General features: G+C 45.1%; 19 protein-coding genes and 2 tRNA genes. 5 read left to right on the forward strand and 16 right to left on the reverse strand.

Annotation, left to right across the window (positions count from 1 at the left end; genetic code table 11):
* Positions 1–78 precede the first annotated feature (78 nt).
* The 10 genes from infB to rlmE form a co-directional block, all read right to left on the reverse strand.
* Positions 79–2,787 carry a translation initiation factor IF-2 gene (gene infB / locus NB463_RS12115; protein ID WP_046875050.1) on the reverse strand — a complete coding sequence of 903 codons (2,709 nt, stop codon included), beginning with the start codon at positions 2,785–2,787 and terminating at the stop codon, positions 79–81.
* 22 nt (positions 2,788–2,809) lie between these two features.
* Positions 2,810–4,297, reverse strand: coding sequence for a transcription termination factor NusA (nusA, locus tag NB463_RS12120; protein WP_005380084.1), 1,488 nt, complete (start codon positions 4,295–4,297; stop codon positions 2,810–2,812).
* A 36-nt stretch (positions 4,298–4,333) separates the two neighbouring features.
* Positions 4,334–4,789, reverse strand: a complete 456-nt coding sequence (rimP, locus tag NB463_RS12125; protein ID WP_005394659.1) for a ribosome maturation factor RimP — start codon at positions 4,787–4,789, stop codon at positions 4,334–4,336.
* 225 nt (positions 4,790–5,014) lie between these two features.
* A tRNA-Met gene (locus NB463_RS12130) sits at positions 5,015–5,091 on the reverse strand.
* Positions 5,092–5,147: 56 nt separating this feature from the next.
* Positions 5,148–5,231 (reverse strand) — tRNA-Leu (locus NB463_RS12135).
* Positions 5,232–5,247: 16 nt separating this feature from the next.
* Positions 5,248–5,586, reverse strand: a complete 339-nt coding sequence (secG, locus tag NB463_RS12140) for a preprotein translocase subunit SecG (RefSeq protein WP_005380080.1) — start codon at positions 5,584–5,586, stop codon at positions 5,248–5,250.
* Between the two features lie 221 nt (positions 5,587–5,807).
* Positions 5,808–7,148, reverse strand: a complete 1,341-nt coding sequence (glmM, locus tag NB463_RS12145; RefSeq protein WP_258432203.1) for a phosphoglucosamine mutase — start codon at positions 7,146–7,148, stop codon at positions 5,808–5,810.
* Between the two features lie 19 nt (positions 7,149–7,167).
* Positions 7,168–7,998: a dihydropteroate synthase gene (gene folP, locus NB463_RS12150; protein WP_031780413.1), complete on the reverse strand. Its 831-nt coding sequence runs from the start codon at positions 7,996–7,998 to the stop codon at positions 7,168–7,170.
* 52 nt (positions 7,999–8,050) lie between these two features.
* Positions 8,051–10,024: an ATP-dependent zinc metalloprotease FtsH gene (ftsH, locus tag NB463_RS12155; protein ID WP_053809231.1), complete on the reverse strand. Its 1,974-nt coding sequence runs from the start codon at positions 10,022–10,024 to the stop codon at positions 8,051–8,053.
* Between the two features lie 108 nt (positions 10,025–10,132).
* Positions 10,133–10,762, reverse strand: coding sequence for a 23S rRNA (uridine(2552)-2'-O)-methyltransferase RlmE (gene rlmE / locus NB463_RS12160; protein WP_005388985.1), 630 nt, complete (start codon positions 10,760–10,762; stop codon positions 10,133–10,135).
* A 138-nt stretch (positions 10,763–10,900) separates the two neighbouring features.
* Here rlmE and yhbY point away from each other — a divergent pair, with 138 nt between their 5' ends.
* Positions 10,901–11,197, forward strand: a complete 297-nt coding sequence (gene yhbY, locus NB463_RS12165; RefSeq protein WP_005380066.1) for a ribosome assembly RNA-binding protein YhbY — start codon at positions 10,901–10,903, stop codon at positions 11,195–11,197.
* 84 nt (positions 11,198–11,281) lie between these two features.
* Here the strand turns inward: yhbY and greA are convergent, their stop codons facing one another.
* Positions 11,282–11,755 carry a transcription elongation factor GreA gene (greA, locus tag NB463_RS12170; protein WP_005380065.1) on the reverse strand — a complete coding sequence of 158 codons (474 nt, stop codon included), beginning with the start codon at positions 11,753–11,755 and terminating at the stop codon, positions 11,282–11,284.
* A 545-nt stretch (positions 11,756–12,300) separates the two neighbouring features.
* Between greA and NB463_RS12175 the strand changes: the two genes are divergently transcribed.
* Both NB463_RS12175 and dacB read left to right on the forward strand, forming a co-directional pair.
* Positions 12,301–13,311, forward strand: a complete 1,011-nt coding sequence (locus NB463_RS12175) for a porin (RefSeq protein ID WP_012841444.1) — start codon at positions 12,301–12,303, stop codon at positions 13,309–13,311.
* Between the two features lie 186 nt (positions 13,312–13,497).
* Positions 13,498–14,919 carry a serine-type D-Ala-D-Ala carboxypeptidase gene (gene dacB / locus NB463_RS12180; RefSeq protein WP_258432204.1) on the forward strand — a complete coding sequence of 474 codons (1,422 nt, stop codon included), beginning with the start codon at positions 13,498–13,500 and terminating at the stop codon, positions 14,917–14,919.
* On the opposite strand, the gene NB463_RS12185 is transcribed toward dacB, so the two are convergent.
* Together NB463_RS12185 and tyrS are read right to left on the reverse strand one after the other, a co-directional pair.
* Positions 14,898–15,743: a magnesium transporter gene (locus tag NB463_RS12185; protein WP_258432205.1), complete on the reverse strand. Its 846-nt coding sequence runs from the start codon at positions 15,741–15,743 to the stop codon at positions 14,898–14,900. The two genes, dacB and NB463_RS12185, sit on opposite strands and share 22 nt — an antisense overlap.
* A 418-nt stretch (positions 15,744–16,161) precedes the next feature.
* Positions 16,162–17,349, reverse strand: coding sequence for a tyrosine--tRNA ligase (gene tyrS, locus NB463_RS12190; RefSeq protein WP_048625949.1), 1,188 nt, complete (start codon positions 17,347–17,349; stop codon positions 16,162–16,164).
* Positions 17,350–17,479: 130 nt separating this feature from the next.
* Here tyrS and NB463_RS12195 point away from each other — a divergent pair, with 130 nt between their 5' ends.
* Entirely contained in the window at positions 17,480–18,772 is a 1,293-nt protein-coding gene (locus NB463_RS12195) for a peptidoglycan DD-metalloendopeptidase family protein (RefSeq protein WP_046875053.1), read from the forward strand.
* Between the two features lie 65 nt (positions 18,773–18,837).
* Here NB463_RS12195 and vmeK read toward each other — a convergent pair whose 3' ends face one another.
* The 3 genes from vmeK to erpA form a co-directional block, all read right to left on the reverse strand.
* Positions 18,838–21,942, reverse strand: a complete 3,105-nt coding sequence (gene vmeK / locus NB463_RS12200) for a multidrug efflux RND transporter permease subunit VmeK (protein ID WP_258432207.1) — start codon at positions 21,940–21,942, stop codon at positions 18,838–18,840.
* Positions 21,943–21,951: 9 nt separating this feature from the next.
* The gene (locus NB463_RS12205) at positions 21,952–23,070 is read right to left on the reverse strand and encodes an efflux RND transporter periplasmic adaptor subunit (protein WP_170903298.1); all 1,119 of its coding nucleotides are present in this window, start codon (positions 23,068–23,070) and stop codon (positions 21,952–21,954) included.
* 105 nt (positions 23,071–23,175) lie between these two features.
* Positions 23,176–23,517, reverse strand: a complete 342-nt coding sequence (gene erpA / locus NB463_RS12210; protein ID WP_005380031.1) for an iron-sulfur cluster insertion protein ErpA — start codon at positions 23,515–23,517, stop codon at positions 23,176–23,178.
* Between the two features lie 246 nt (positions 23,518–23,763).
* On the opposite strand from erpA, the gene hemL reads away from it, so the two are divergent.
* Positions 23,764–25,059 (forward strand): glutamate-1-semialdehyde 2,1-aminomutase, encoded by a 1,296-nt coding sequence (gene hemL / locus NB463_RS12215; protein ID WP_012841437.1) that lies wholly within the window; start codon positions 23,764–23,766, stop codon positions 25,057–25,059.
* Positions 25,060–25,193 lie beyond the last annotated feature (134 nt).

Here is a 25,193-nt window from a genome sequence, read left to right on the forward strand (position 1 = left end):
CAAAGCCAGCCCCCCATGGTGTATTCAACAACCAATTACTACTTATCTTTCAAAGACAATATTAGTAATTTTAGTCAATTAGTCTAGAGTACGTTTAATTTCAACGATTTCGAAGACTTCGATTTGGTCACCAACTCGAACATCATTGTAGTTCTTAACGCCGATACCACATTCGTAGCCATTCTTAACTTCTTGAACGTCATCTTTGAAACGACGTAGTGACTCTAGTTCACCTTCGTAAATAACAACGTTATCACGTAGTACACGGATTGGGTTGTTACGCTTGATCACACCTTCTGTAACCATACAACCAGCGATAGCGCCCAGTTTCGGTGACTTAAACACGTCACGAACTTCAGCAAGACCAATGATCTCTTGCTTGAATTCTGGAGCAAGCATACCGCCCATTGCTTGTTTAACTTCGTCAATCAATTGGTAAATGATTGAGTAGTAACGTAAGTCAACAGCTGCGGCTTCAACAGCACGGCGAGCAGAAGCATCTGCACGAACGTTAAAGCCAAGGATGATTGCGTTTGAAGCTTCCGCTAGTACTACGTCAGTTTCCGTAATACCACCAACACCAGAACCAACGATGTTCACTTTAACTTCGTCAGTAGATAGCTTAACTAGTGAGTCTGCGATTGCTTCTACAGAACCTTGAACGTCTGCTTTAAGTACAACGTTAAGTTCAGCAACTTCACCAGCAGTCATGTTAGAGAACATGTTCTCTAGTTTAGATTTCTGCTGACGAGCAAGTTTCACTTCACGGAACTTACCAGCACGGTAGTTAGCTACTTCACGCGCTTTACGCTCGTCACGAACTACTGTTGCTTCATCACCTGAAGATGGTACACCTGAAAGACCTAGGATCTCTACAGGGATAGATGGGCCAGCCGAAGTAATTTCTTTACCTAGCTCATCACGCATTGCACGAACACGGCCGTACTCTTGACCACAAAGAACGATATCGCCCTTGTTTAGCGTACCTGATTGAACAAGTACTGTTGCAACTGGACCACGACCTTTATCTAGACGAGATTCAACAACAACACCAGACGCCATGCCTTCTTTCACTGCTGTAAGTTCTAGAACTTCAGATTGAAGAAGGATTGCTTCTAGAAGAGCGTCAACGTTTGTACCCTGTTTCGCAGAGATGTGAACAAAGATGTTCTCACCGCCCCACTCCTCAGGAATAACATCGTATTGAGCAAGCTCATTCTTAACGTTATCTGGGTTCGCGCCTTCTTTATCGATCTTGTTCACAGCAACAATTAGAGGAACGCCTGCCGCTTTCGCGTGCTGAATCGCTTCTACTGTTTGTGGCATTACGCCATCGTCTGCTGCAACAACAAGAACAACGATATCTGTCGCTTGAGCACCACGAGCACGCATTGCAGTAAACGCTGCGTGTCCAGGAGTATCAAGGAACGTGATCATGCCGTTGTCTGTTTCAACGTGGTACGCACCAATGTGCTGAGTAATACCACCCGCTTCGCCAGAAGCAACGTGTGTGCGACGGATGTAGTCAAGTGTTGACGTTTTACCGTGGTCAACGTGACCCATGATAGTAACAACTGGAGCACGTGGCACTGCTTCCGCGTTAGTGTCACGGTCAGATAGTACCGCTTCTTCCAGTTCGTTCTCTTTACGAAGAACTACTTTATGGCCCATTTCTTCAGCAACAAGTTGTGCTGTTTCTTGGTCGATCACTTGGTTGATAGTCGCCATAGCGCCCATCTTCATCATTACTTTGATAACTTCTGTCGCTTTAACCGACATCTTGTTAGCAAGTTCTGATAGAACGATCGTTTCGCCAATTACAACGTCTTGCTTAGCTACCGTTGCTGACTTATCAAAGCCATGCTGCATTGAAGTCGGTTTAGCAAGTTTGCCTTTACGACCTCTACCGCCACGTTGGTTGTTACGGCCACCGCGAGCTTGGTCGTCTTTACCTGAAGCTTTTTTCTTCTTACGACGACCGCTCTCTACTTTGCGATCTGCTTCATCTTCGGCTTCACGTGCGTATTGTGAAGTCGTTACATGGTAATCTGTATCTTCCATATCACCCTTTTTCTCTTCTGCAGCAGACCAACGCTCTTTATTCTTTTCAGCCAATTCGCGAGCTTCTTCAAGCTTGCGCTGACTTTCCTCTTCAGCCTTACGCTTAGCTTCTTCTTCCTGACGACGTTTAAGCTCGTCGGCCTCTTTTCGCGCTGCTTCTTGCTTAATTTTCTCTTCAGCATCACGCTTTGCTTTTTCTTCAGCATTGCGTTGTGCATTCGTATCTACGTCTCGCTTCGCTTTTTCTTCAGCTTCACGTTTCGCTTTTTCTTCCGCTTCACGTTTTGCTGCTTCTTCAGCTTCTCGTTTTGCAGCTTCTTCAGCTTCACGTTTTGCAGCTTCTTCTGCTGCACGTTTTGCTGCTTCTTCTGCTTCACGTTGTGCTGCTTCTTCAGCTTCACGTTTCGCTTCATCTTCAATTGTGCTGCGCTTCACGTATGTACGTTTTTTGCGCACCTCAACCTGAACATTCTTACTCTTACCACCACCCGCGTTCACACTAAGTGTACTACGAGTTTTACGCTGAAGCGTAAGGCGAGTCGGCTCTGAATCACCTGATTTATCACCGTGTTCTTTCTTTAGATGAGAGAGAAGCTTCTGCTTCTCTTCATCAGTAACATTGTCAGAGCTCGCCTTTTTAATGCCAGCGTCAGCAAGTTGTTCAATCAAGCGGTCGACTGGCGTACCAATCTCATCACTCAGTGCTTTAACTGTTAATTGTGTCATGCCGCTTCCTCCTTGCCGAAAATTATGCTTCTTCGCCGAACCAACAGATGTTACGTGCGGCCATAATTAGCTCACCTGCACGTTCTTCGGTCAGGCCTTCGATACCTTCTAAATCGTCAATACCTTGGTCAGCAAGATCTTCCAGTGTCGCTACACCTTTCGCTGCCAATTTAAATGCCATCTCACGCTCAAGACCTTCAAGTGCAAGCAGATCTTCAGCTGGTTCTAGACCTTCAAAAGACTCTTCTTGTGCTAGTGCGATCGTCGTTAGTGCATCTTTTGCACGTCCACGAAGCTCTTCGATAAGTTCTTCATTCAAACCGTCGATTTCTAGTAGCTCGTTAACTGGCACGTATGCGATTTCTTCTAGCGTTGAGAAACCCTCTTCAACAAGAAGTTGAGCGAAGTCTTCTTCAATATCTAGGTACTTCATGAAGTTTTCAATAGATGCTTGTGATTCTTCAGCGTGTTTCTTCTGAAGATCAGCAACTGTCATAACATTCAGTTCCCAACCTGTTAGTTGAGATGCTAGACGCACGTTTTGACCATTACGACCGATAGCTTGCGCTAGGTTGTCAGCTTCAACTGCGATGTCCATTGAGTGTGCATCCTCATCAACGATGATAGAAGCAACATCAGCTGGCGCCATTGCGTTGATAACGAATTGAGCTGGGTTATCATCCCAAAGCACAATATCGATACGCTCACCACCAAGTTCGCCAGAAACAGCTTGTACACGTGCACCACGCATACCAACACACGCACCTACAGGGTCGATACGTTTGTCATTTGTTTTGACAGCGATCTTAGCGCGAGAACCAGGATCACGTGCCGCGCCTTTCAACTCGATAATATCTTCAGCGATTTCAGGCACTTCAACACGGAATAGTTCTGCCAGCATTTCAGGCTTAGAACGAGTGATGAACAGTTGGAAACCACGTGCTTCTGGCGCGACTTTGTAAAGAAGACCACGAACGCGGTCGCCTGGACGGAAGTTTTCACGAGGAAGTTGGTCATCACGTAGGATTACCGCTTCAGCGTTGTTACCAAGGTCAAGTACGATTGTGTCGCGGTTTACTTTTTTCACAACGCCAGTGATTAGATCACCTTCATTGTCGATGAACTGCTCAACGATTTGTGCACGTTCAGCTTCACGAACTTTTTGTACGATAACTTGCTTAGCCGTTTGAGTCGTAATACGGTCAAACGTTACTGATTCGATTTCGTCTTCTACGTAGTCGCCAAGCTCGATTGAGTCATCTTCGTACTGTGCTGCTTCTAGTGAGATCTCTTTTGTAGGGTTCTCAACATCATCAACAACTAACCAACGACGGTAAGTCACAAACTCACCAGTTTTACGGTCAATGGCAACACGTACGTCGATTTCGATTTCGTATTTTTTCTTTGTAGAAGTTGCTAGAGCAATCTCAAGAGCCTCAAAGATACGCTCACGAGGTACCGCTTTTTCGTTCGATACCGCTTCTGCTACCGCTAAAATTTCTTTACTCATTGTATTTAGCCTCTAAGCTTAAACTTTTTTAGGGAACTAAAATTTAGGGATCAGGTTAGCTTTGGAAATGTTACTTAGAGCAAACTCTTCTTGCTGACCGTCTACAGTAATTGTCACTGTTTCGCCATCAACGCCGTGGATAATACCTTTCCACTTACGACGGTTTGCTACAGCCATTTTCAATACGATGCTGACCTCGTGACCAATAAATTGCTCGTAATGTGCTGCTTTAAAAAGTGGTCTTTCTAAACCTGGAGAAGACACTTCTAGGCTGTAAGCAACAGAAATTGGATCTTCAACGTCTAAAACTGCACTAACTTGGTGGCTAACTTCTGCACAGTCGTCCACGTTAATACCATTTTCATGGTCAATGTAGATGCGTAACGTTGAGTGCGCGCCTGCACGAATGAATTCTAATCCAACCAACTCATAGCCTGATGCCTCTACTGGTGCTTCAAGCATTTCAGTAAGTTGTCTTTCTAAACCAGTCATTTAACCACTCCAGAAACAAAAAAAGGGCTCAGAGCCCAATCAAAAAACCAAGCAGTCTCTGAGCTATTTCAAAAAGCTCAGATAACAAAAAACCCCGATAGTCGGGGTTTTATGCTGCTGGACCCTGATACGTTAAGAATAGCCAACAAATGCTTCTCTTAACTCGTAGTGTGGTTAGCACTACGCAAACTTGCCAATCTACGATTTCTTCTTAAAGAAAGAGATTGGTTGCGGGGGCCGGATTTGAACCGACGACCTTCGGGTTATGAGCCCGACGAGCTACCAAGCTGCTCCACCCCGCGTCCGACTTGCTGAGCATTATACTCGCAAACAAGTGATTTACAAGTTTGTAAATACATGGTGCCGAGAGAGGGACTCGAACCCTCACACCTAAGGCACTAGCACCTCATGCTAGCGTGTCTACCAATTTCACCATCTCGGCATCAAAACCTTACAGCTTATTGAGGAATTTCATCACCCGCAGGGGCTGGAACTTCACTCGCTGCATCCTTAACTTGTTCAACAACTGGTTGACCTAATGTTGGGTCTACCCATTGTGATTCAGTCTGGTGCGTAGACATACGACCAAGCAACAAGCTAACGATAAAGAATACGGTTGCTAAAATAGCAGTTGTTCGGGTTAAGAAATTACCTGAGCCGCCAGCACCAAACACTGTGTTTGAAGCACCAGCACCGAACGAGGCTCCCATATCTGCGCCTTTACCTTGTTGAATCAACACAAGGCCAATCACACCAAGCGCTGCCAACAGGTAAATCACAAGTAGAACTGAAAACATTTTTTCCACCTATGTTCCAAATTGTTGAGCCAGCGCCGTTCAAGAGAATAAATCATAATTGAACAAGGCTAGCGACCTCCTAACGGGAGGCGGAGCAATACTAGCGAAAGCCGGTAACGCTGACAAGGGAAAATTAGTAAAAAATCAATGCCAATGCGCTAAGCGCTCAAAAAAAGGGCAAAAGATACCCTTTTCATTCACTGCACACTTTAACGCAATGATTAACAACTTGCTTTTACAGCTTCGGCAATTTTCAATGCAGAGCTTTGAACTAGCTCGCCATCCTCACCTTCCACCATAACGCGAATCAAAGGCTCTGTGCCAGATTTACGCAGCAATACACGTCCTTTATCACCCAGCGTCGCTTCTACTTCGGCGACGGCGTTTAGTACTGCTTGAGCTTCAAGAGGATTACTTTCCCCTGCAAAGCGGACATTTTCTAGAACCTGAGGATACAACGTCATGTCTTGCGATAGCTCATGCAAAGACATATCGCTGCCAACTACAGAAGCCAGCACTTGCAGTGCTGCAACAATCGCATCGCCCGTGGTGACTTTATCTAATAAGATCACATGGCCTGAGTTTTCAGCACCAATTTTCCAGCCTTTTTCTAGCAGTTGTTCCATGACATAACGGTCACCAACAGCGGCACGTACGAATGGAATGCCTAGCTGCTTTAAGCCATTTTCCATGCCCAAGTTAGTCATCAACGTACCAACTACACCACCCTTTAGCTCACCACGACGAAGAGCATCACGAGCAATAATGTAAGCGATTTGGTCGCCATCGACTTTGTTGCCAAGGTGGTCGACCATAATGATACGGTCACCATCACCATCAAATGCTAAACCAAGGTGCGCTTGCTCTTCAACGACACGCTTTTGAAGCGCACGAACATCTGTTGCGCCCACTTCTTCATTAATGTTGATGCCGTTAGGCTCTACGCCCATTGCAATAACTTCTGCGCCAAGCTCTTTGAAGACATTTGGAGCAATGTGGTACGTTGCACCGTGCGCACAATCTACCACAATTTTAAAGTTTGCAAGACTCAATTCAGATGGGAAAGTACTCTTACAGAATTCGATGTAACGGCCTGCAGCGTCATTTAGACGAGTGGCTTTACCAAGTTCTGCAGACTCAACACATTCAATGTCTTTATCCAGCTCAGCTTCAATCGCCAACTCGATATCGTCAGGTAGCTTAGTACCTTCAGAAGAAAAGAATTTAATGCCGTTGTCGTAATATGGGTTATGCGATGCAGAAATCACAATCCCCGCCTCTGCGCGGAAAGTTTGAGTTAAATATGCCACTGCTGGGGTTGGCATTGGACCAGTAAATGTTGCTTTAAGTCCCGCAGCAGCAAGGCCTGCTTCTAATGCAGATTCAAGCATATAACCGGAGATACGCGTATCTTTACCTATAATAACTTTCTTTGTGCCTTGTTTTGCTAGTACACGACCAGCAGCCCAGCCAAGCTTAAGTACGAAGTCCGGAGTGATTGGGTATTGTCCTACTTTACCGCGCACACCGTCAGTACCAAAGTAACGTCTTTTATTCGACATAAACTTTCCTTTATTATTTTTAAATATTGTTTTTCGTCATCTCAACAACTTTCATTGCTTCGATTGTCTCTTCAAAGTCATGCACACGAATGATCTGCGCGCCTTTCATTGCTGCAATCGTAGCGCAAACGACACTCGCATTTGTACATTCAGCCGCAGGCTTATCCAACAATTTAAAAATCATTGATTTACGAGACATGCCAGCCAAAATTGGCAGGCCGAATTCATGAAACTTTTCAAGATGAGCGAGCATATGATAATTGTGTTCTATCGTTTTGCCAAAGCCAAATCCAGGATCGAGAATCAGTTGAGATTTATCAATCCCTGCCGCTTCACATGCCGCGATACGTTCTTCTAGAAAGGCAGATACGTCGCTCATCACATCATCATAATGAGGTGCAACTTGCATGGTTCTAGGTTGACCTTTCATGTGCATCAGACAAATTGGAAGCTTTGCTTCTGCTGCGACTTCGAGAGCACCAGGTTCTTGCAAAGATCGAATGTCATTGATCAAATCTGCACCAGCATCAATAGCTTGACGCATAACTTCCGCTTTACTGGTATCGACCGAAATCCACACATCGTACTTTTCACGAATGGCCTTGATTACTGGGACAACACGTCGAAGTTCTTCTTCTAAAGACACATCTGGCGCGCCAGGCCTTGTCGACTCCCCACCAACATCAACAATGCTTACACCAGCCTTTATCATTTTATCAACTTGAGCAAGGGCGAGTTCAATCGAGTTGTATTTACCACCATCCGAAAAGGAATCCGGAGTCACATTTAGAATGGCCATAACATGTGGACGGGAAAGATCTAAAGATTTGTTATTTGCTGTAATCATCATCATAAACACAAAAACCCCGAGATAACTCGGGGTTTATTATTATCAACACTCTTTATTCAGAGTCTTTCTTTTCAGGCGCTTCGCTAGAAGTCGCTTCTGAAGAGCTAGACTTTTCTGCATCTTTCGCAGCGTCCGTTGCTTCTTCTTTAACTTCTGGCTTTGCTTGAGGCTTCTCGCTGTCTTCAGATTTGCCAGTTGAGTTATCACTCCAACCCGCAGGCTCACGAATTTCAGCTTTGCGCTCCATTAAATCATCAATTTGACGAGCATCAATGGTTTCATACTTCATCAGCGCATCTTTCATCGCATGCATGATATCCATGTTTTCTTGAAGAATCTTCTTCGCACGGTCATAGTTGCGGTCAATGATCTGACGAACTTCATCATCAATCAGCTTCGCCGTATCGTCAGATACATGCTTAGTCTGAGTCACGCTACGACCAAGGAACACCTCACCTTCATCTTCTGCATACAGTAGAGGACCAAGCTTTTCAGAGAAACCCCATTGAGTAACCATCTTACGAGCAATATCAGTTGCACGTTCAATATCGTTTGACGCGCCTGTTGAGACTTTATCAGCACCGTAGATGAGTTCTTCCGCTAGACGACCACCGTACAAGCTAGAGATCATAGACTCTAGATGCTGGCGAGACATGCTGACACGGTCTTGCTCCGGTAGGTACATAGTCACACCCAACGCGCGACCGCGTGGAATGATCGACACTTTGTACACTGGATCGTGCTCAGGTACTAAACGACCAACAATTGCGTGACCCGCTTCGTGATAAGCCGTTGACTCTTTTGTCTCTTCAGACATCACCATTGAACGGCGCTCGGCACCCATCATGATTTTGTCTTTCGCTAATTCGAATTCAACCATAGAAACGTTACGCTTGTTACCACGCGCAGCAAATAGCGCCGCTTCGTTGACTAGGTTTGCTAAATCAGCACCAGAGAAGCCTGGTGTACCACGAGCGATTAGAGAAGGCTCTACGTCACCTGCTAGAGGGACTTTACGCATGTGTACTTTTAGAATCTGCTCACGACCACGTACATCTGGCAATCCAACCACTACTTGGCGGTCAAAACGACCAGGACGTAGCAACGCTGGGTCAAGAACGTCTGGACGGTTAGTTGCAGCGATTACGATGATACCTTCGTTACCTTCGAAACCATCCATCTCTACTAGCATTTGGTTTAGTGTTTGCTCACGTTCATCGTGACCACCACCAACACCAGCACCACGCTGACGACCTACCGCATCGATTTCATCGATGAAGATAATACAAGGCGCTGCTTTCTTAGCTTGTTCGAACATGTCACGTACACGAGATGCACCGACACCCACAAACATTTCTACGAAATCTGAACCCGAGATGGTAAAAAATGGTACTTTTGCTTCACCAGCAATGGCTTTCGCTAGAAGCGTTTTACCAGTACCAGGAGGACCAACCATTAACACACCAGTAGGAATCTTACCGCCCAGTTTTTGGAAGCGGCTTGGATCACGCAAGTAGTCCACCAGCTCTTTCACGTCTTCTTTTGCTTCGTCACAACCAGCGACGTCAGCAAAAGTTGTCTTGATTTGTTCTTCGCTCATCATTCGAGCTTTGCTCTTACCAAAAGACATGGCGCCTTTACCGCCGCCGCCTTGCATTTGACGCATGAAGAAAATCCATACACCAATCAGTAAGATCATTGGGAACCAAGAAATGAAAATAGTACCAAGCAAGCTTTGCTCTTCTGGAGGCGTGCCCTGTACTTTCACGTTTTGGTTAATTAGGTCATCTAGAAGCTTTTGGTCATACACTGGCATGTAAGTAACCATTTTGGCACCGCCGCCACGACGAACAAAGCTAATTTCACCGTCTTTAAAAGTTGCTTCTTGAATCTGGCCTTGGCCAACTTCCTGTACAAACGTGGTGTAATCCACGGTTCTGCCATTGCTTTCTCCAGGGCCAAAGCTCTGGAATACCGACATCAATACGACGGCGATAACAAGCCACAGAATTAAATTTTTTGCCATGTCACTCAAGGTGTAAGCCTCTCGATAACTAATTGTAATTAAAGGTAGGGTACTACAGTTCATTCACTGTAGCTATAGTGTTAACACGCTCTCAAGAGAGCAAAATGGTTAACCTTTGTAACCAGTGGCTACAACAAAGACTTCTCGAGAGCGAGCTCGCGATGAGTCTGGTTTTCTAATTTTTACGGCTTTAAACATGTCTCGGACTTCTTTCACATACTGATCGAAGCCTTCCCCCTGGAAAACCTTTACGACAAAGCTACCATTAGGCGCTAGAACTTGTCGACACATATCTAAAGCCAATTCAACTAAATACATAGCACGAGGTTGGTCAACAGAGTTATTTCCCGCAATATTAGGTGCCATGTCAGACATTACTACGTCTACCATTGAAGGTTGGATTCTTTCTAGCAAAGCTTCCAATACTGCATCATCGCGAAAGTCGCCTTGTAAAAAGCTGACACCCGCAATTGGGTCCATAGGAAGCAAATCACACGCAATGATCTGACCACTGTCTCCTACTATCTTAGCAGCATATTGAGACCACCCGCCCGGTGCCGCACCCAAATCGACGACTGTCATCCCTGGCTTTAACAATTTATCTTTCGTTTGAATCTCATCGATCTTGAAATAAGCACGTGATCGATAGCCTTTTTTACGAGCCTCATTCGCGTATTTATCATCAAAGTGTTCTTTCAACCAACGACCAGAACTAGCCGAATGTTTTTGTTTACTCATTTTAATCCCAACAAGGCGCAAATTGGAGCTATTGTTTTAATAGGCGCTACCTATTACTCAATAAATTATAGTCTTCAGCAATAGATGGCGTTAAAATAGCTTTTTTCAACCCTTATTTTAAAGAAAATTGGCCGCGTAATGAACCTAAGCACCAAACAAAAGCAGCACCTTAAAGGCCTAGCTCACAGTTTAAAACCTGTCGTGCTAATGGGCGCAAATGGACTTACAGAAGCCGTGCTAGCAGAAATTGAAATCGCTCTTAACCATCACGAACTGATCAAAGTAAAAGTTGCTTCAGAAGATCGTGAAACAAAACAGCTAATCATCGACGCTATCGTACGTGAGACGGGCGCAGAAAAAGTTCAGACTATTGGTAAAGTGCTTGTGCTATACCGCCAGTCTGAAGAGCGTAAAATCGAAATCCCTCGTAAGTAATTCTACTTACGTTGCTGAAGAAAAAAGGTCGCCATTGGCGACCTTTTTGCGTTTTATTGGAGTAACAAAATTACTCTCAACAACTTAGATGTATTCTACTCGGTCGATTTCGAAGTCTTTCGCGCCACCCGGTGTTTGAATAGCAACCTCATCACCTTCCATCTTACCGATCAAGCCACGAGCAATTGGTGAGCTTACTGAAATACGGCCAGCTTTAATGTCTGCTTCGTCATCACCAACAATTTGGTATGTTTTTTCTTCTTCGGTGTCGATGTCAATCAAGGTTACGGTTGAACCAAAAATAACTTTACCCGTGTTCTCCATCTTCGTTACATCAATTACTTGAGCAACTGACAGTTTGTATTCAATGTCACGGATTTGTGCTTCACAGATACCCTGCTCTTCTCGAGCGGCGTGATATTCTGCGTTCTCTTTTAAATCACCTAACTCACGAGCTTCAGCGATTGCCTCTGAAATTTGAGGACGTAGTTTAAGTAGACGATCGAGTTCTGCACGTAGCTTTTGCTCGCCACGTAGTGTCATTGGAACTTTTTCCATTTTATAACCTCAAGCCCAAATGGGTCTTTGGACAAAAAAAAGCCCACCCTGCCATAGGGCTGGGTAGTGCGCTTAAAGATGCATTTCATTTAGTGTAAACAAACTCCCGGACGAAATCATCTTAATTCGAAAGGCTGTAAGACTATGCATTTTCGGCATAATGATATAAGTCACTTTTAGAACGATTCTAGAGTGCATCACTGTCGCAATTTGTTGAAAAACAACACTGTTCATTACACCAAAAACATCAAAAAAGATAAAAACTAATCAATGTCAGACGAATGTTATAGCCGAAAAATATCATTTAAAACAAAAAGTTAAATAAAAACCCAGAACAATCGAACAGTGTTCATCGATACGATTTATATCATTTTACTAACTCATACGGAAACTTTAGCAGTAAAACATGTCCAGCGAGTTGTTAGATCAAAGGCTTACAAGGGCGAATTATACCGCTCATTGGCCGATTATAGACCAACAACTTGTGAGAGATTACCTTTCCCCCATACAACAATGATTATGGACAGCTAACTAGGACAAATAAGATGAAAAAGACTCTAATTGCTCTTTCTGTATCTGCAGCAGCTATGGCAACTGGCGTAAACGCAGCTGAACTTTACAACCAAGACGGCACTTCTCTAGAAATGGGCGGCCGTGCTGAAGCACGTCTATCTATGAAAGATGGCGACGCTCAAGACAAATCTCGCATCCGTCTAAACTTCCTTGGTAAACAAGAGATCAATGACAACCTATACGGTGTTGGTTTCTGGGAAGGTGAATTTGAGACTGCTCAAAACGGTACTGTAGACGGCGACGACAAGAGCGATCTAGAAACTCGTCTTGCTTACGCTGGTCTTGGTGGTGCTTACGGTGAGTTCGCATACGGTAAAACTGAAGGTGCACTAGGCGTTATCACTGACTTCACTGATATCATGGCTTACCACGGTAACTCTGCAGCAGACAAACTAGCTGTAGCAGACCGTACAGACAACATGATGGCTTACAAAGGTCAATTTGAAAACCTAAGTGTTAAAGCAAGCTACCGCTTCGCTGACCGTGTAGAACAAAACGGTGAATACTCTGACAACAAACAAGACGGCTACTCTCTATCAGCTATCTACGCTGTAGCAGACACTGGTCTTGAGCTTGGTGCTGGTTACGCAGACCAATACGATGCAAACGAGTACATGCTAGCTGCATCTTACACAATGTCTGATCTTTACTTCGCTGGTATCTTCACAGATGGCGAAAAAATGACTGACACATTCAACAACACTGTTGATTACACTGGTTACGAACTAGCGGGTGCTTACACGCTAGGCCAAACGGTATTTACAACAACGTACAACAATGCAGAAACTGACAACGAGACTTCTGCAAACAACTTCGCTGTTGATGCTTCTTACTACTTCAAACCTAACTTCCGCGGTTACGTTTCATACAACTTCAACCTAATTGACGCTGGCGATAAGTTCGGCTCAACTAGCGGTAAGACAGTTGCGAACAAGATCGATGCTGAAGACGAGCTAGCTCTAGGTCTACGTTACGACTTCTAATTCCGGTCTTTGACTAGAATATCGAATGCCCGCTTCAAGCGGGCATTTTTTATACTCCATTTTAAGCCGCACGCCTTTCTCTCATGTCTCATTCATGATGACATATAAAGCATTTCTTTAGTTACCTAGCATATTGAAAGGACTTGCGTATACTCAATCACATAACTCACCTTAGAAAGTATCATTATGCGTTTACGTTGGCCCTTGCTCATATTCTCTTCATTACTTTCTGCTTTTTCACAAGCGTACCCTCATCAAGAAGTGTTGCCGGAAGGCTCTCGCATCAGTTTAGTCGCGGAAAAACTCAGTGAGAATGCTGAACTTGACGGTGTTCATCCTACCGAACAATTATTCCCACCAGCCAGTACATTAAAAATCGTCACAGCATTAGCGGCTAAGTTAGAGCTGGGTGATAACTTCCGCTTTCGAACCAAGCTAGAAGCGTCGAGCTCAGACGCAGTGATTTACTTTGTCGGCGATCCAACGCTCCAAACCAACGATTTAAAATCACTTCTTACCCTAGCCAAGAAAAATGGCTTAAAACGTATTGACGGTGACTTATGGCTCGATAACAGCGCATTCACTGGTTACAACCGTGCAGTGGGCTGGCCGTGGGATATCTTGGGAGTTTGCTACAGCGCTCCGGCATCGACCATCACACTCAATAACAACTGTGTGCAGGCTTCTATCTATACGCAAAAGGACGGTGGGACTCGAGTCTACGTACCTGAGCATCAACCTATTCGTGTCACAAGTACCGTAGAAACAGTTTCTAAAACCATTAAGAAAAGTCGTCATTGTGACTTAGGTTTAGTTGCAAATCCCGATAACAACTACAAGCTAACAGGGTGCTTGGTTGAAAGAGACAAACCATTGCCACTGAAATTTGCGGTTCAAGACCCTGAGCGTTACACCAGTCAAAGGTTGGCGGCTTTGCTCAAGGAGCTCAACATTGGGGTATCGGGAAAGATTAGGGTCGGTTCGGCTCCGGAAAAACAGCGCAAGCTAATCGCCATGCATCAATCAGAGGCATTACCAGACATTCTGGAAGAGATGCTTAAAAACTCTGATAACTTGATTGCAGATACATTAACCAAAACACTTGGCGCTAAGTTTTTTGTTCAGTCAGGTAGCTTTGCCAACGGTACAGAGGCGATCAAGCAGATCATTTTCGCCAATACTGGTATTGATATTCGTAATGCGCGCCTAGAAGACGGCTCAGGACTTTCACGAAACAATCGTATCTCCGCCACTAAAATGGCGGAAATTCTTCGTTATATTTGGAAGCACGAAGACGAGCTTAAACTGATCGCCATCATGCCGAAGTCAGGTGAGTCAGGCACACTAAAGTACCGACAAAGTATGCGAAAGTTGCCAATTAAAGGACAATTGATCGCCAAAAGCGGCTCCCTCTACGGAACTTACAACATGGCCGGATATGGCTTGGATAAAAATGGTCAACCTAATACCGTTTTTGTTCAGTTTGTTTCAGACTACTTCCCAGAAAAAAGGGACGATAACAAACCTGTCATCGCCCCTATTACACATTTTGAGCAGCTTTTTTATAGTGATATTGTGAACTTTAGTCAGGCGATACCCAAGAAATAGTTCACCACATTAAAGTATATCCACATCCCTGAGATATCGACGATAGATGCAAGCACTGGACTCACCAATACCGCTGGGTCCATCTTGCAAGCTCGTGCAATAATTGGTAGCAGCCCACCTAATGTTGTAGAAATCGTTACTTGGATGAATAACGCAACCGCTATTGCCAATGCGATATCGGTAAGTTCAAAGCCCCCAGTTGATTGACCGGCACTAAATAACATAATGCGTCCAATCATCACGATAGCGATCGCTAACGCAATAAATAGAGCAACGCGGCTCTCTTTCCACAAAACCTCTAGCCATTGGCGTTTTTTTAGCTCTCCAGTTGCAAGAGCACGAATCACCAAAGTTGCAGCTTGTGTTCCTGTATTACCACCAGCCGCAGCGATCACAGGCATGTACACCGCAAGCAAAACGAGCTGGCTAAGGGTGTCTTCATACTGAGCAATGATCAAACCCGACACAATCCCTAAAAGGGCCAGTGCAATGATCCACCCAATACGCTGCTTCACGTGCCCCAAAACACTAGTCGATAAATAACCATCAGGTGTATCAACTTCAGACATATGCAAACCCAATTGGTGAGCATAATGACGTGCGCGTTTGTCATGGCCTGCTTGCTCAAGTTGAGCAATAAGACTATTCACATAACCGACAGAGCAATGCTGCAAAATACCTACCGCATCATCGATCGGCATGATCGTAAGCAAATGGACTTGTTGCTCTTGCTCATACTGCAAAAATGCATTGCGAGCTGCACCAATTTCTACTTCAGAAAAGTTTGGTGTTGTTTCAATAAAAGTGTTGTTCATTACCGTCATGGCGAATCTCCCGATTGGCATTGGTAACGACCATCGACAAGGCACGCAAAGTCAATCTTGCATACTTAAAGTCACACAACAATTAAGATGCACAGAGAAAACCAATGCGGATGCACTGTCTATTCAGAATGTATGAAGGAAATAACGAGAAGAAAATTAGAAAAGATGCCTCACCACTTAGGTAAGGCGGAGATCGCCAATACCGAAGCGGGTTATTTCGCTCCCTTGCTCTTACTCACCCAACGACTGGGAGGATGGTCGGTATTGTTCATGTAAATCTCCGATAACGCTGCCATTATTGGCAGCGCGAGTATAGTAGCAAAGTTCAACATGTTTGGAAGGTTTACTTTGTCTTTTTCGCTAAATTTTTATACAAAAAAAGCGCCCATCAGGCGCTTTCATTTGCAGCGATTATTGATTACTGAATAGTAATACGTGCAAATTTACGTTTGCCTACTTGGAACACGTAAGTACCCGCTTCTGGAGCAAATTTGCTGTCCGCAATTTTTTCACCATCCATCTTCACAGCGCCCTGCTTAACCATGCGCATCGCATCTGACGATGATGGGCATAAGCCAGCTTCTTTCAACAGATTGCTCACTGGGCGACCTGCATCAAAATCAAATTCTGGCATTTCATCAGGAATTTGGTTCTTCGCAAAACGGTTTACGAATTCTTGCTCTGCCGCATCTGCATCAGCTTCGCTGTGGAAACGAGCAATAATTTCTTTTGCTAGCAATACTTTGATGTCACGAGGGTTTTTTCCCGCTTCTACATCAGCTTTGAATTGAGCAATCTCTTCCAGAGGACGGAAAGATAGCAGCTCGTAGTAGCTCCACATTAGGTCATCAGAAATAGACATGATTTTACCAAACATTTCGCTTGGCGCTTCGCTGATACCGATGTAGTTGTTTGCTGACTTAGACATCTTCTTCTCGCCATCAAGGCCCACTAGAAGAGGCATCATCAGTACAACCTGTGGTTTTTGACCGTGAGACTTTTGCAGTTCACGCCCCATTAGCAGGTTGAACTTCTGGTCAGTACCACCAAGCTCAACGTCAGTTTCCATTGCTACTGAGTCCCAACCTTGTAGAAGTGGGTACATGAACTCATGAATAGCAATTGGTTGACCACCCGCGTAACGCTTTTTAAAGTCATCACGCTCTAGCATACGAGCAACGGTTTGGTTTGCAGCAAGACGAATCATACCTTCTGCACCAAGCTCAGATAACCACTCAGAGTTGAACTGAATCTTAGTTTTTGCAGGGTCTAGAATTTTGAATACCTGCTCTTTGTAAGTTTCTGCATTACGCAATACGTCTTCGCGGCTTAGCGGTGGACGTGTTGTGTTTTTACCTGTTGGGTCACCAACCATTGCAGTGAAGTCACCAATTAGGAACGTCACCTCATGACCTAGCTCTTGGAACAAGCGAAGCTTATTGAAAATAACCGTATGACCTAGGTGAATATCTGGAGCCGTAGGATCCGCACCCAATTTAATACGTAGAGGACGGCCTTCTTTTAGTTTTGCGATAAGCTCTTCTTCTGGAATCAGCTCTTCAACACCGCGCTTAATCTCGGCTAGTGCAGCTTCAATGCTCGCCATTCTTGTTCACTCCCACAGATTTGGCAAAAATATAATAGCTGAACATATTACTTGAATAGCGATGCATTTTGAAACACGTTAGACTAGGTAGTTGTGAATTTTTCCGTTTAATTTAGCAATCAAGTACCTCATGCATTCGATTTTTGTCCGACTTCCACTCTTGCACAAAGTATTGATCGGTTTTTTTAGTGCGCTGATTATCTTCGCGCTCTTCTTTTTACCTGATCCGCAAGACCTAGACCCACAGCAGAGCCGATTAAAAGTTGGTCAACATTATCCTGTGCCAGTTTCCCTAGAACTCAGTGCACTAAACAGTTCGTCTCCAGCGTCCCCCGCTGTACTGCGTTGGGAAACGTACAAAGTGAAAAATGGTGAGAGTGCCGCCATCTTGTTTAGTCGCGTGGGGCTTTCTGCCCGTCTATTGCATGAGCTTGTCTCATCAGACAAAGAAGTGGAAAAGCAATTAACCCGACTTCGACCTGGCGATCGATTGCAATTCGGTTTTGATGAAAACAACGACTTAGTACAGTTAAGAAGAACATTAAGCGCATTCGAAACTTTTCGTATCACGTTAAAAGACGGCAAATACGTCTCAGAAGTCGATAAAAAAGAAGTCGACTTCCAGTACAACTACGCTGAAGCCACCATCAAATCAAACTTTTGGAATGCGGGAATATCTTCTGGATTAAATGGTAACCAAATCATGGAACTGGCTGGCATATTTGGTTGGGACATCGACTTTGCTTTAGATATTCGTAAAAACGACAGCTTCCGAGTGCTTTACCAAGAGGAAGTGGTAGAAGGTGAAGTAATCGGTCGTGGAAAAATCATTGCTGCGATCTTTAAAAACCAAGGCGATACCTTCACCGCAATACTGGATCAGAAAAGTGGCAAGTATTACGACGAAAATGGACGAGCAATGAAAAAAGCGTTCTTGCGCGCGCCGTTGGATTTCCGTCGAGTTTCGTCTAACTTCAACCCACGCCGCTTACACCCTGTAACGGGACGCGTTCGTCCTCATAGAGGCACGGACTATGCGGCACCAGTGGGCACCCCGATTTGGGCGGCTGGCGATGGTGTCGTTCAAAAATCGTCTTACAACAAATTTAATGGTAACTACGTTTTCATTAAACATAGCAATACTTACATTACCAAGTACCTGCACTTAACTAAACGTACAGTACGAGCTGGTCAACGCGTTAAGCAAGGTCAAACCATTGGTACGCTTGGCGGAACAGGTCGTGTAACAGGCCCTCACTTGCACTATGAGTTCCTTGTGAATGGTGTCCACAAAAACCCGCGTACGGTGAATTTGCCACAATCTAAATCCCTAACAGGCAAAGCAAGGCAAACTTTCATGGCAAACGCAAAAATTAGCATGGACAAGCTTGAGCGCTACAGCAAACTGTTAGCAATGAAGTAAATTGATGCATTGAAAAGGGCAGCGAAGCTGCCCTTTTTGTTTCTTTAATATCATCACGATGAAGCTTACTTTTCGGAGTGATGCTCTCTCCCGAGCATGAGCAAGCATGGTGTCAGAACCAGCGTTAGCAAAGTCGCAAACGCCAACCCACCCGCGACAGCCGTCGCAAGTTGAGACCACCATTGAGTGCTTGGTGCGCCAAACTCCACTTTCTGGTTAACTAAGTCGATGTTCATTTCTAACACCATTGGCAATAAGCCTAATATGGTGGTCACCGTCGTGAGTAAAACGGGTCTTAAACGCTGCACACCTGTGCGCAAAATAGCCTCAGATTTCTCTAAGCCACGTTTACGCATCTGATTATAAGTATCGATTAATACGATGTTGTTATTCACAACAATACCTGCAAGCGCAATCACCCCTATTCCCGACATGATGATGCCAAATGGCTTTTGGAAAATAAGCAATCCAGCAAAGACCCCAACGGTAGAAAACAACACAGCACTGAGGATTAAGAAAGCTTGATAAAAGCTATTAAACTGCGTAATTAAAATCAGAGCCATCACACCAAGCGCGACAATAAAAGCATTTTGTAAGAATGCTGATGAGTTTTCCTGCTCTTCATTTTGACCCCGAATCTTATATTCAATGCCTTCCGGTAAGTCGAGCTGTTCCATTCCAGCGGCAATCTTCGGTAGCTCAAGCGCCAAATTGTAACCTTCCACCATGTCTGCTTTGATATTGATAACTCGATGGCCGTCTACACGACGAATGGTATCTTGCTTATGATTTGGCTTAATTTGAGCAAAGTTCGTGATTGGCACCAAACCAGCTGCCGTTTTCACTCTCAGTTGGTCAAATCGACCAATATCGCGCTTATCTTGTGGATAGCGCACCAAAATATCGACTTCTTCATCCGCATCATCGGGCAAATAATCGCCTATTTTCAAACCGTTCGTAACAAACTGGACGGTATTCCCAACTAAGGTAGCATCCGCTGCAAAGCGAGAAGCGTCATCTCGCTGGATATCAATTTGCCAATCAATCCCTTCCTTATTAGTGGTATCACTCAAGTTGGTCAGTGCAGGATTACCATCAGCCCAGTGTCGGACTTTTTTGGCTGCTTCATCTAACGCACTAACACTCAAATTTCGTGATGACACTTCAATCACGAGATCATGCTCGACGGGCGGCCCTGCGTCCGGGAATTTATACTCAAGTTCAACACCATAAAAGCGATCTGTCGTCTCTTTTAGTTCCTCAATAATGGTTTTCACTTTGCGTCGATACTGCCAATCCACAGGAGTTATTTGAATCTGGCCAATCTCGTCCCCATTATCGCTCGATCCTGTGCGCGTGTAGACACTTTCAAACTCGTCATGACCGAGCATCACCTTCTCGATTTCGCGCATAACCACATCTTTTTCGTGAATAGACAGGTCACCATAAGAACGAACTTTAACGGTAAAAAAGGCAGGGTCCACTTCAGGGAAAAACTCTGCACCCAAGCCAGCTTTGTTGTAAGTGAAGCCGACACCTGCCGCTAGCAGTATCGCGCTGAGTAAGACTTTCCATGGATGACGAATCGCTACCGACAGAGTCTGGTAATAAAGCTTGGTAATGCCTGTCGCTTTTTCAAAGTTGCCGTTATGTAGCTCAACCATTTCTCGCTGAGCTTTCTGATTGACTACTTGAGGCTTGCCAATGATCCCACCGATGACAGGAACGAACAGTAAAGCCATCATCAGCGAAGCGGCCAAAGTAGCAATTAAAGTGAGTGGTAAGTACTTCATGAACTCACCGGTGATGTCAGGCCAGAAAAGCAGCGGAGCAAACGCTGCCAATGTGGTTGCAGTGGATGCGGTAATAGGCCAGGCCATTCGCTTTGCTGCATCTCGATAGGCTTCTTTACGTGGCGTTCCTTCTTGCATGCGCCGATCTGCAAACTCTGTCACCACAATGGCACCATCCACCAACATGCCTACCGCCATAATTAAAGCAAACAGAACGACGATATTGACCGTCAGCCCAAATACCGATAACACCAACAACCCAGTCAAGAACGATCCAGGAATAGAGATACCTACAAGTAATGCAGTCCTAACCCCCAATATGGCAATAATGACGATCACAACGAGAATGATTGCGGACAGAATGTTGTTTTGTAGATCACTGAGCATCAATTTGACATCGTCGGATTGATCCCAAGTATATTTGACTTGCAAATTGTTGGGCCACTCGGCTCGCTGTTGTCCTTGAGCCAGTACTTCTTTTACCAGCTCGACCGTTTCAATGATGTTTTCACCTGCCCGTTTTTTCACATCCAAAACGATGGCAGATTCGCCATCTAAACGAGCAAAACTTTCAGGGTCGCGAAATGCACGTCGTACTGTCGCCACATCGCCAAAGGTGATCACCTCTTTGCCATTCACTTTGATTGGCAGTTCAAGCACATCTTTCAGTGAATCAAACACCGATGGGACTTTTACCGAAAAGCGTCCATACCCAGTATCGACAAATCCCGCTGCAACCACTCGGTTATTCAAGGCGATTAAATTATAAATATCCGCTTGATCGAGACCGTAGCTTTCCATCAATAGCGGATCGACAACTATCTCCACGATGTCTTCGCGATCTCCTGCGATTTCAACCTCAAGAACCTGACGGAAACTCTCCAAACGATCACGTAGCGTTCTGGCAATCTGTACAATGGTCCGCTCTGGTACGGTGCCATATAGAACAACAGTCAAAACGGGCTCTTCAGATGCAAACGTGACTTCATTTACCGTTGGCTCATCACTGTCCTCTGGTAATTTTGGCTTCGCAAGGTCAACGGCGTCTCGGACATCTGCCATCGCTTTATCAAGATCCACTCCAACACTAAATTCCAGCGTCACCGAAGCATGACCTTCTGATGCCACAGAAGTCATCTCTTTTACGCCTTCAATAGAGCGCAACTCTTGCTCTATTGGGCGAACTAATAAACGCTCGGCATCGACGGGAGAAATGCCTTGATGTCCAACGGAAACGTAGATAATAGGAATGGTAATATCAGGGCTCGATTCCTTGGGGATTGTGACGTAAGTAATGACACCGGCAATTAAGATCATCACCAGTAATGTCAGCATGGTGCGAGCGCGGGATAACGCAGCATCAATCAGAGTGTACATAAGTGCTCCTTACTGCTCACTAGCCGCTTCAACAACTACGTCATCAACCTTGTTGGCCAGTACTTGATCGCCATCGCGTACAAACCCTTGCCCCAGCACGATAATATCGGCTCGCTCTCCTAACCCAGAGAGCCAAACACCATCATCCTCGGCCTTAACGAGCTGAATCGGAACAAATTCAACATGCTCATTACGCAGTGTTTTAACACCTAAATTACCTTCTTCATCGAGTGCTAGCATTGCAGCCGTAATCTTTACCGCTAACACTTCACTCAACGGCAACTGTACTTCAGCGCTCATACCGGCCGGAATTCTTGCGTCTTGATTATCAATTTCGATTTCAATTGGAAACGTATTAGTAGAAGCAGAAGAAACACGTCCAATGTAGCGTACCCGACCTTGATAATGCTGTTGGTTAATGGTTCTTACATCGGCTTGTAGACCTTCCTTAAGGTATTGTATATGCCGCTCACTGACATCAGCTTCAATCACCAAAGTGTCCAAATCAATGACCGTCGCAATAGGATCGCCAATCCCTACAAAGTCGCCTAACTCAACAAAGTGGTGATCAACAATGCCATCGAATGGTGCTTTCACCTCGGTATTTCTTAATGCCGTTTGCACGTTGCTCAAATTCGCTCGAGCATCCACCAATGCCGCTTGTGCTGTCGCAAACGCAACTTCGCCCTGTAGTCCGCGACTTTTTAGCGATTTAGCTGCATTAAACTCTTTCTCTTTAACCAACAGCATCGCCTGAGCCCGCTTGAGCTGAATACCAAGATCGCGCTTGTCGATGCTTGCGATCACTTGCCCCAGCTTGACTGTTTGACCTTTTTCTATATTGAGGCTGACTATTTTACCGGCGACTTCAGCGCCAAGGCGCGCTTGACGATTGGGTGCAGTCCGCCCATACAGTTCGATGGTTTTACTTGTGGGTTCAGCAATAAAGGTGTCGAACATCACCTTTGCAAGTGGCGTGGTGTTCGTTGAAGAGGATGAAGAATTGAGATTATCATCTTGTGCTTTCAGTTGACCGATTGCCAACCATGCAACAAGAAGCAATATGAGGATAAGAGATACTAGCCACGGGCGCTCGACAATGCGACGTCCGAAAGACGAACCAGACATATAAAGTCCTTTTTATTATTTCTCTGCATATTCTGCGAGAGCGACTTTACGTGACATCCTTCTACGTAAAGTTCAGGCAGCCACTGGCTGCCTGATTGGTGTTAATTACACACTGAACGATGCACCACAACCACATGTTGTCGTTGCATTTGGGTTGTTTACAAAGAAGCGCGCTCCTTCTAACCCTTCTGTGTAGTCAACAATGCCGCCAACGAGATATTGCAGACTCATAGGGTCTACAACCAGTGTTACACCACTGTTTACGATTGTCGTATCGCCTTCGTTTACATTTTCATCAAAAGTAAAGCCGTATTGGAAGCCGCTACAGCCGCCACCAGTAATGTATACGCGCAGTTTCAATGCTGGGTTTTCTTCTTCAGCAATCAATGCTTTAACGCGAGATGCTGCTGCGTCAGAAAAAGATAATGGTACGTTTACTTCGCTCACGAAGACCTCTCTCACTCGTGTAATGCGTCAAGCCTGAAGCAAGACGTCAAATTTGTGCTAATTGAGACGATTATCCAATACCTGACAAACTCGTTCAAGTATTCACCGCCGATTCTTTATAACAGATGCGGATATATAATATTACACTGCGAAACAACACATAAATTAAGCAAAACGTTTCTAACTTGATTATAGCTAGGTACAATGCGCTCCACTTGGTCCGAGCAATCAAAAGAGGATAACCCCATGACCAAATCATCAGAGCTGTATCAAAAAGCTCAGCAAACCATCCCTGGCGGTGTCAATTCACCAGTTCGTGCATTCAACGGCGTTGGCGGCTCTCCGCTATTTATCGAACGAGCAGACGGTCCACTGATTTTTGATGCCGATGGTAAAGCGTACATTGATTACGTTGGCTCTTGGGGTCCAATGATTCTTGGCCATAACCACGCGGTTATCCGCGAAGCCGTCATTGACGCAGCACAACGTGGCCTCAGCTTCGGTGCGCCAACAGAACTTGAAATCGCGATGGCAGAGTTAGTTTCTGAACTTGTTCCATCAATGGAGCAAATTCGCATGGTAAGTTCTGGTACCGAGGCGACTATGAGCGCGATTCGCCTTGCACGTGGCTTCACTGGTCGCGACAAGATCATGAAGTTTGAAGGTTGTTACCATGGTCACGCAGACAGCTTACTAGTCAAAGCGGGCTCTGGTGCACTGACCCTTGGTCAACCAAGCTCTCCTGGCGTTCCTGCAGATTTTGCTAAGCACACGCTAACAGCAACATTCAACGACCTAGATTCTGTACGCGAGCTATTCGCTGCTAACAAAGGCGAAATCGCTTGTATCATCGTTGAGCCAGTTGCAGGCAACATGAACTGTATCCCACCAGTGGAAGGCTTCCACGAAGGTCTACGTGAAATCTGTGATCAAGAAGGCGCCCTACTGATTTTTGATGAAGTAATGACAGGCTTCCGCGTGGCACTTGGTGGCGCACAAGCGCACTACAACATCAAGCCAGACCTAACGACACTAGGTAAAGTGATCGGTGGTGGTATGCCAGTGGGTGCTTTCGGTGGTCGTAAAGAAGTAATGCAATACGTTGCGCCAACGGGTCCGGTTTACCAAGCGGGTACGCTTTCTGGCAACCCTGTCGCAATGGCTGCAGGCTATGCATGTTTGAACCTTCTAAAAGAAGAAGGCAACGAAAAACGCCTAGCTTCAAAAACCAAACAACTAGCAGATGGCTTTAAGTCTCTAGCAGAGAAACACGGTATTCCTCTGGTTGTGAACCAAGTGGGCGGCATGTTCGGCTTCTTCTTCACTGACCAAGAAAAAGTGACTTGCTACGAAGACGTAACGAAGTGCGATGTGGAACGCTTCAAGCGCTTCTTCCACTTAATGCTCAAACACGGTGTCTACCTAGCGCCTTCAGCGTTCGAAGCGAGCTTTACTTCCCTTGCTCACGGTTCAAAAGAAATCGATGCCACGCTAGAAGCGGCTGACCGCTGTTTTGCAACTCTTGCAGAAGAAGCAAAATAATCGCTTAAAAGCTGCGATAACTAATTTAAAAAAGGACCATCACGGTCCTTTTTTATTGCCAATTCAATATAACCAATACTGCTAAAACACCAATAACAATGCCAAACCACGGTATTCGTTTGGCTTTTTTCTCG

Source organism: Vibrio sp. RM-41-2B, from assembly GCF_024744415.1.
GTDB lineage: Bacteria > Pseudomonadota > Gammaproteobacteria > Enterobacterales > Vibrionaceae > Vibrio > Vibrio diabolicus.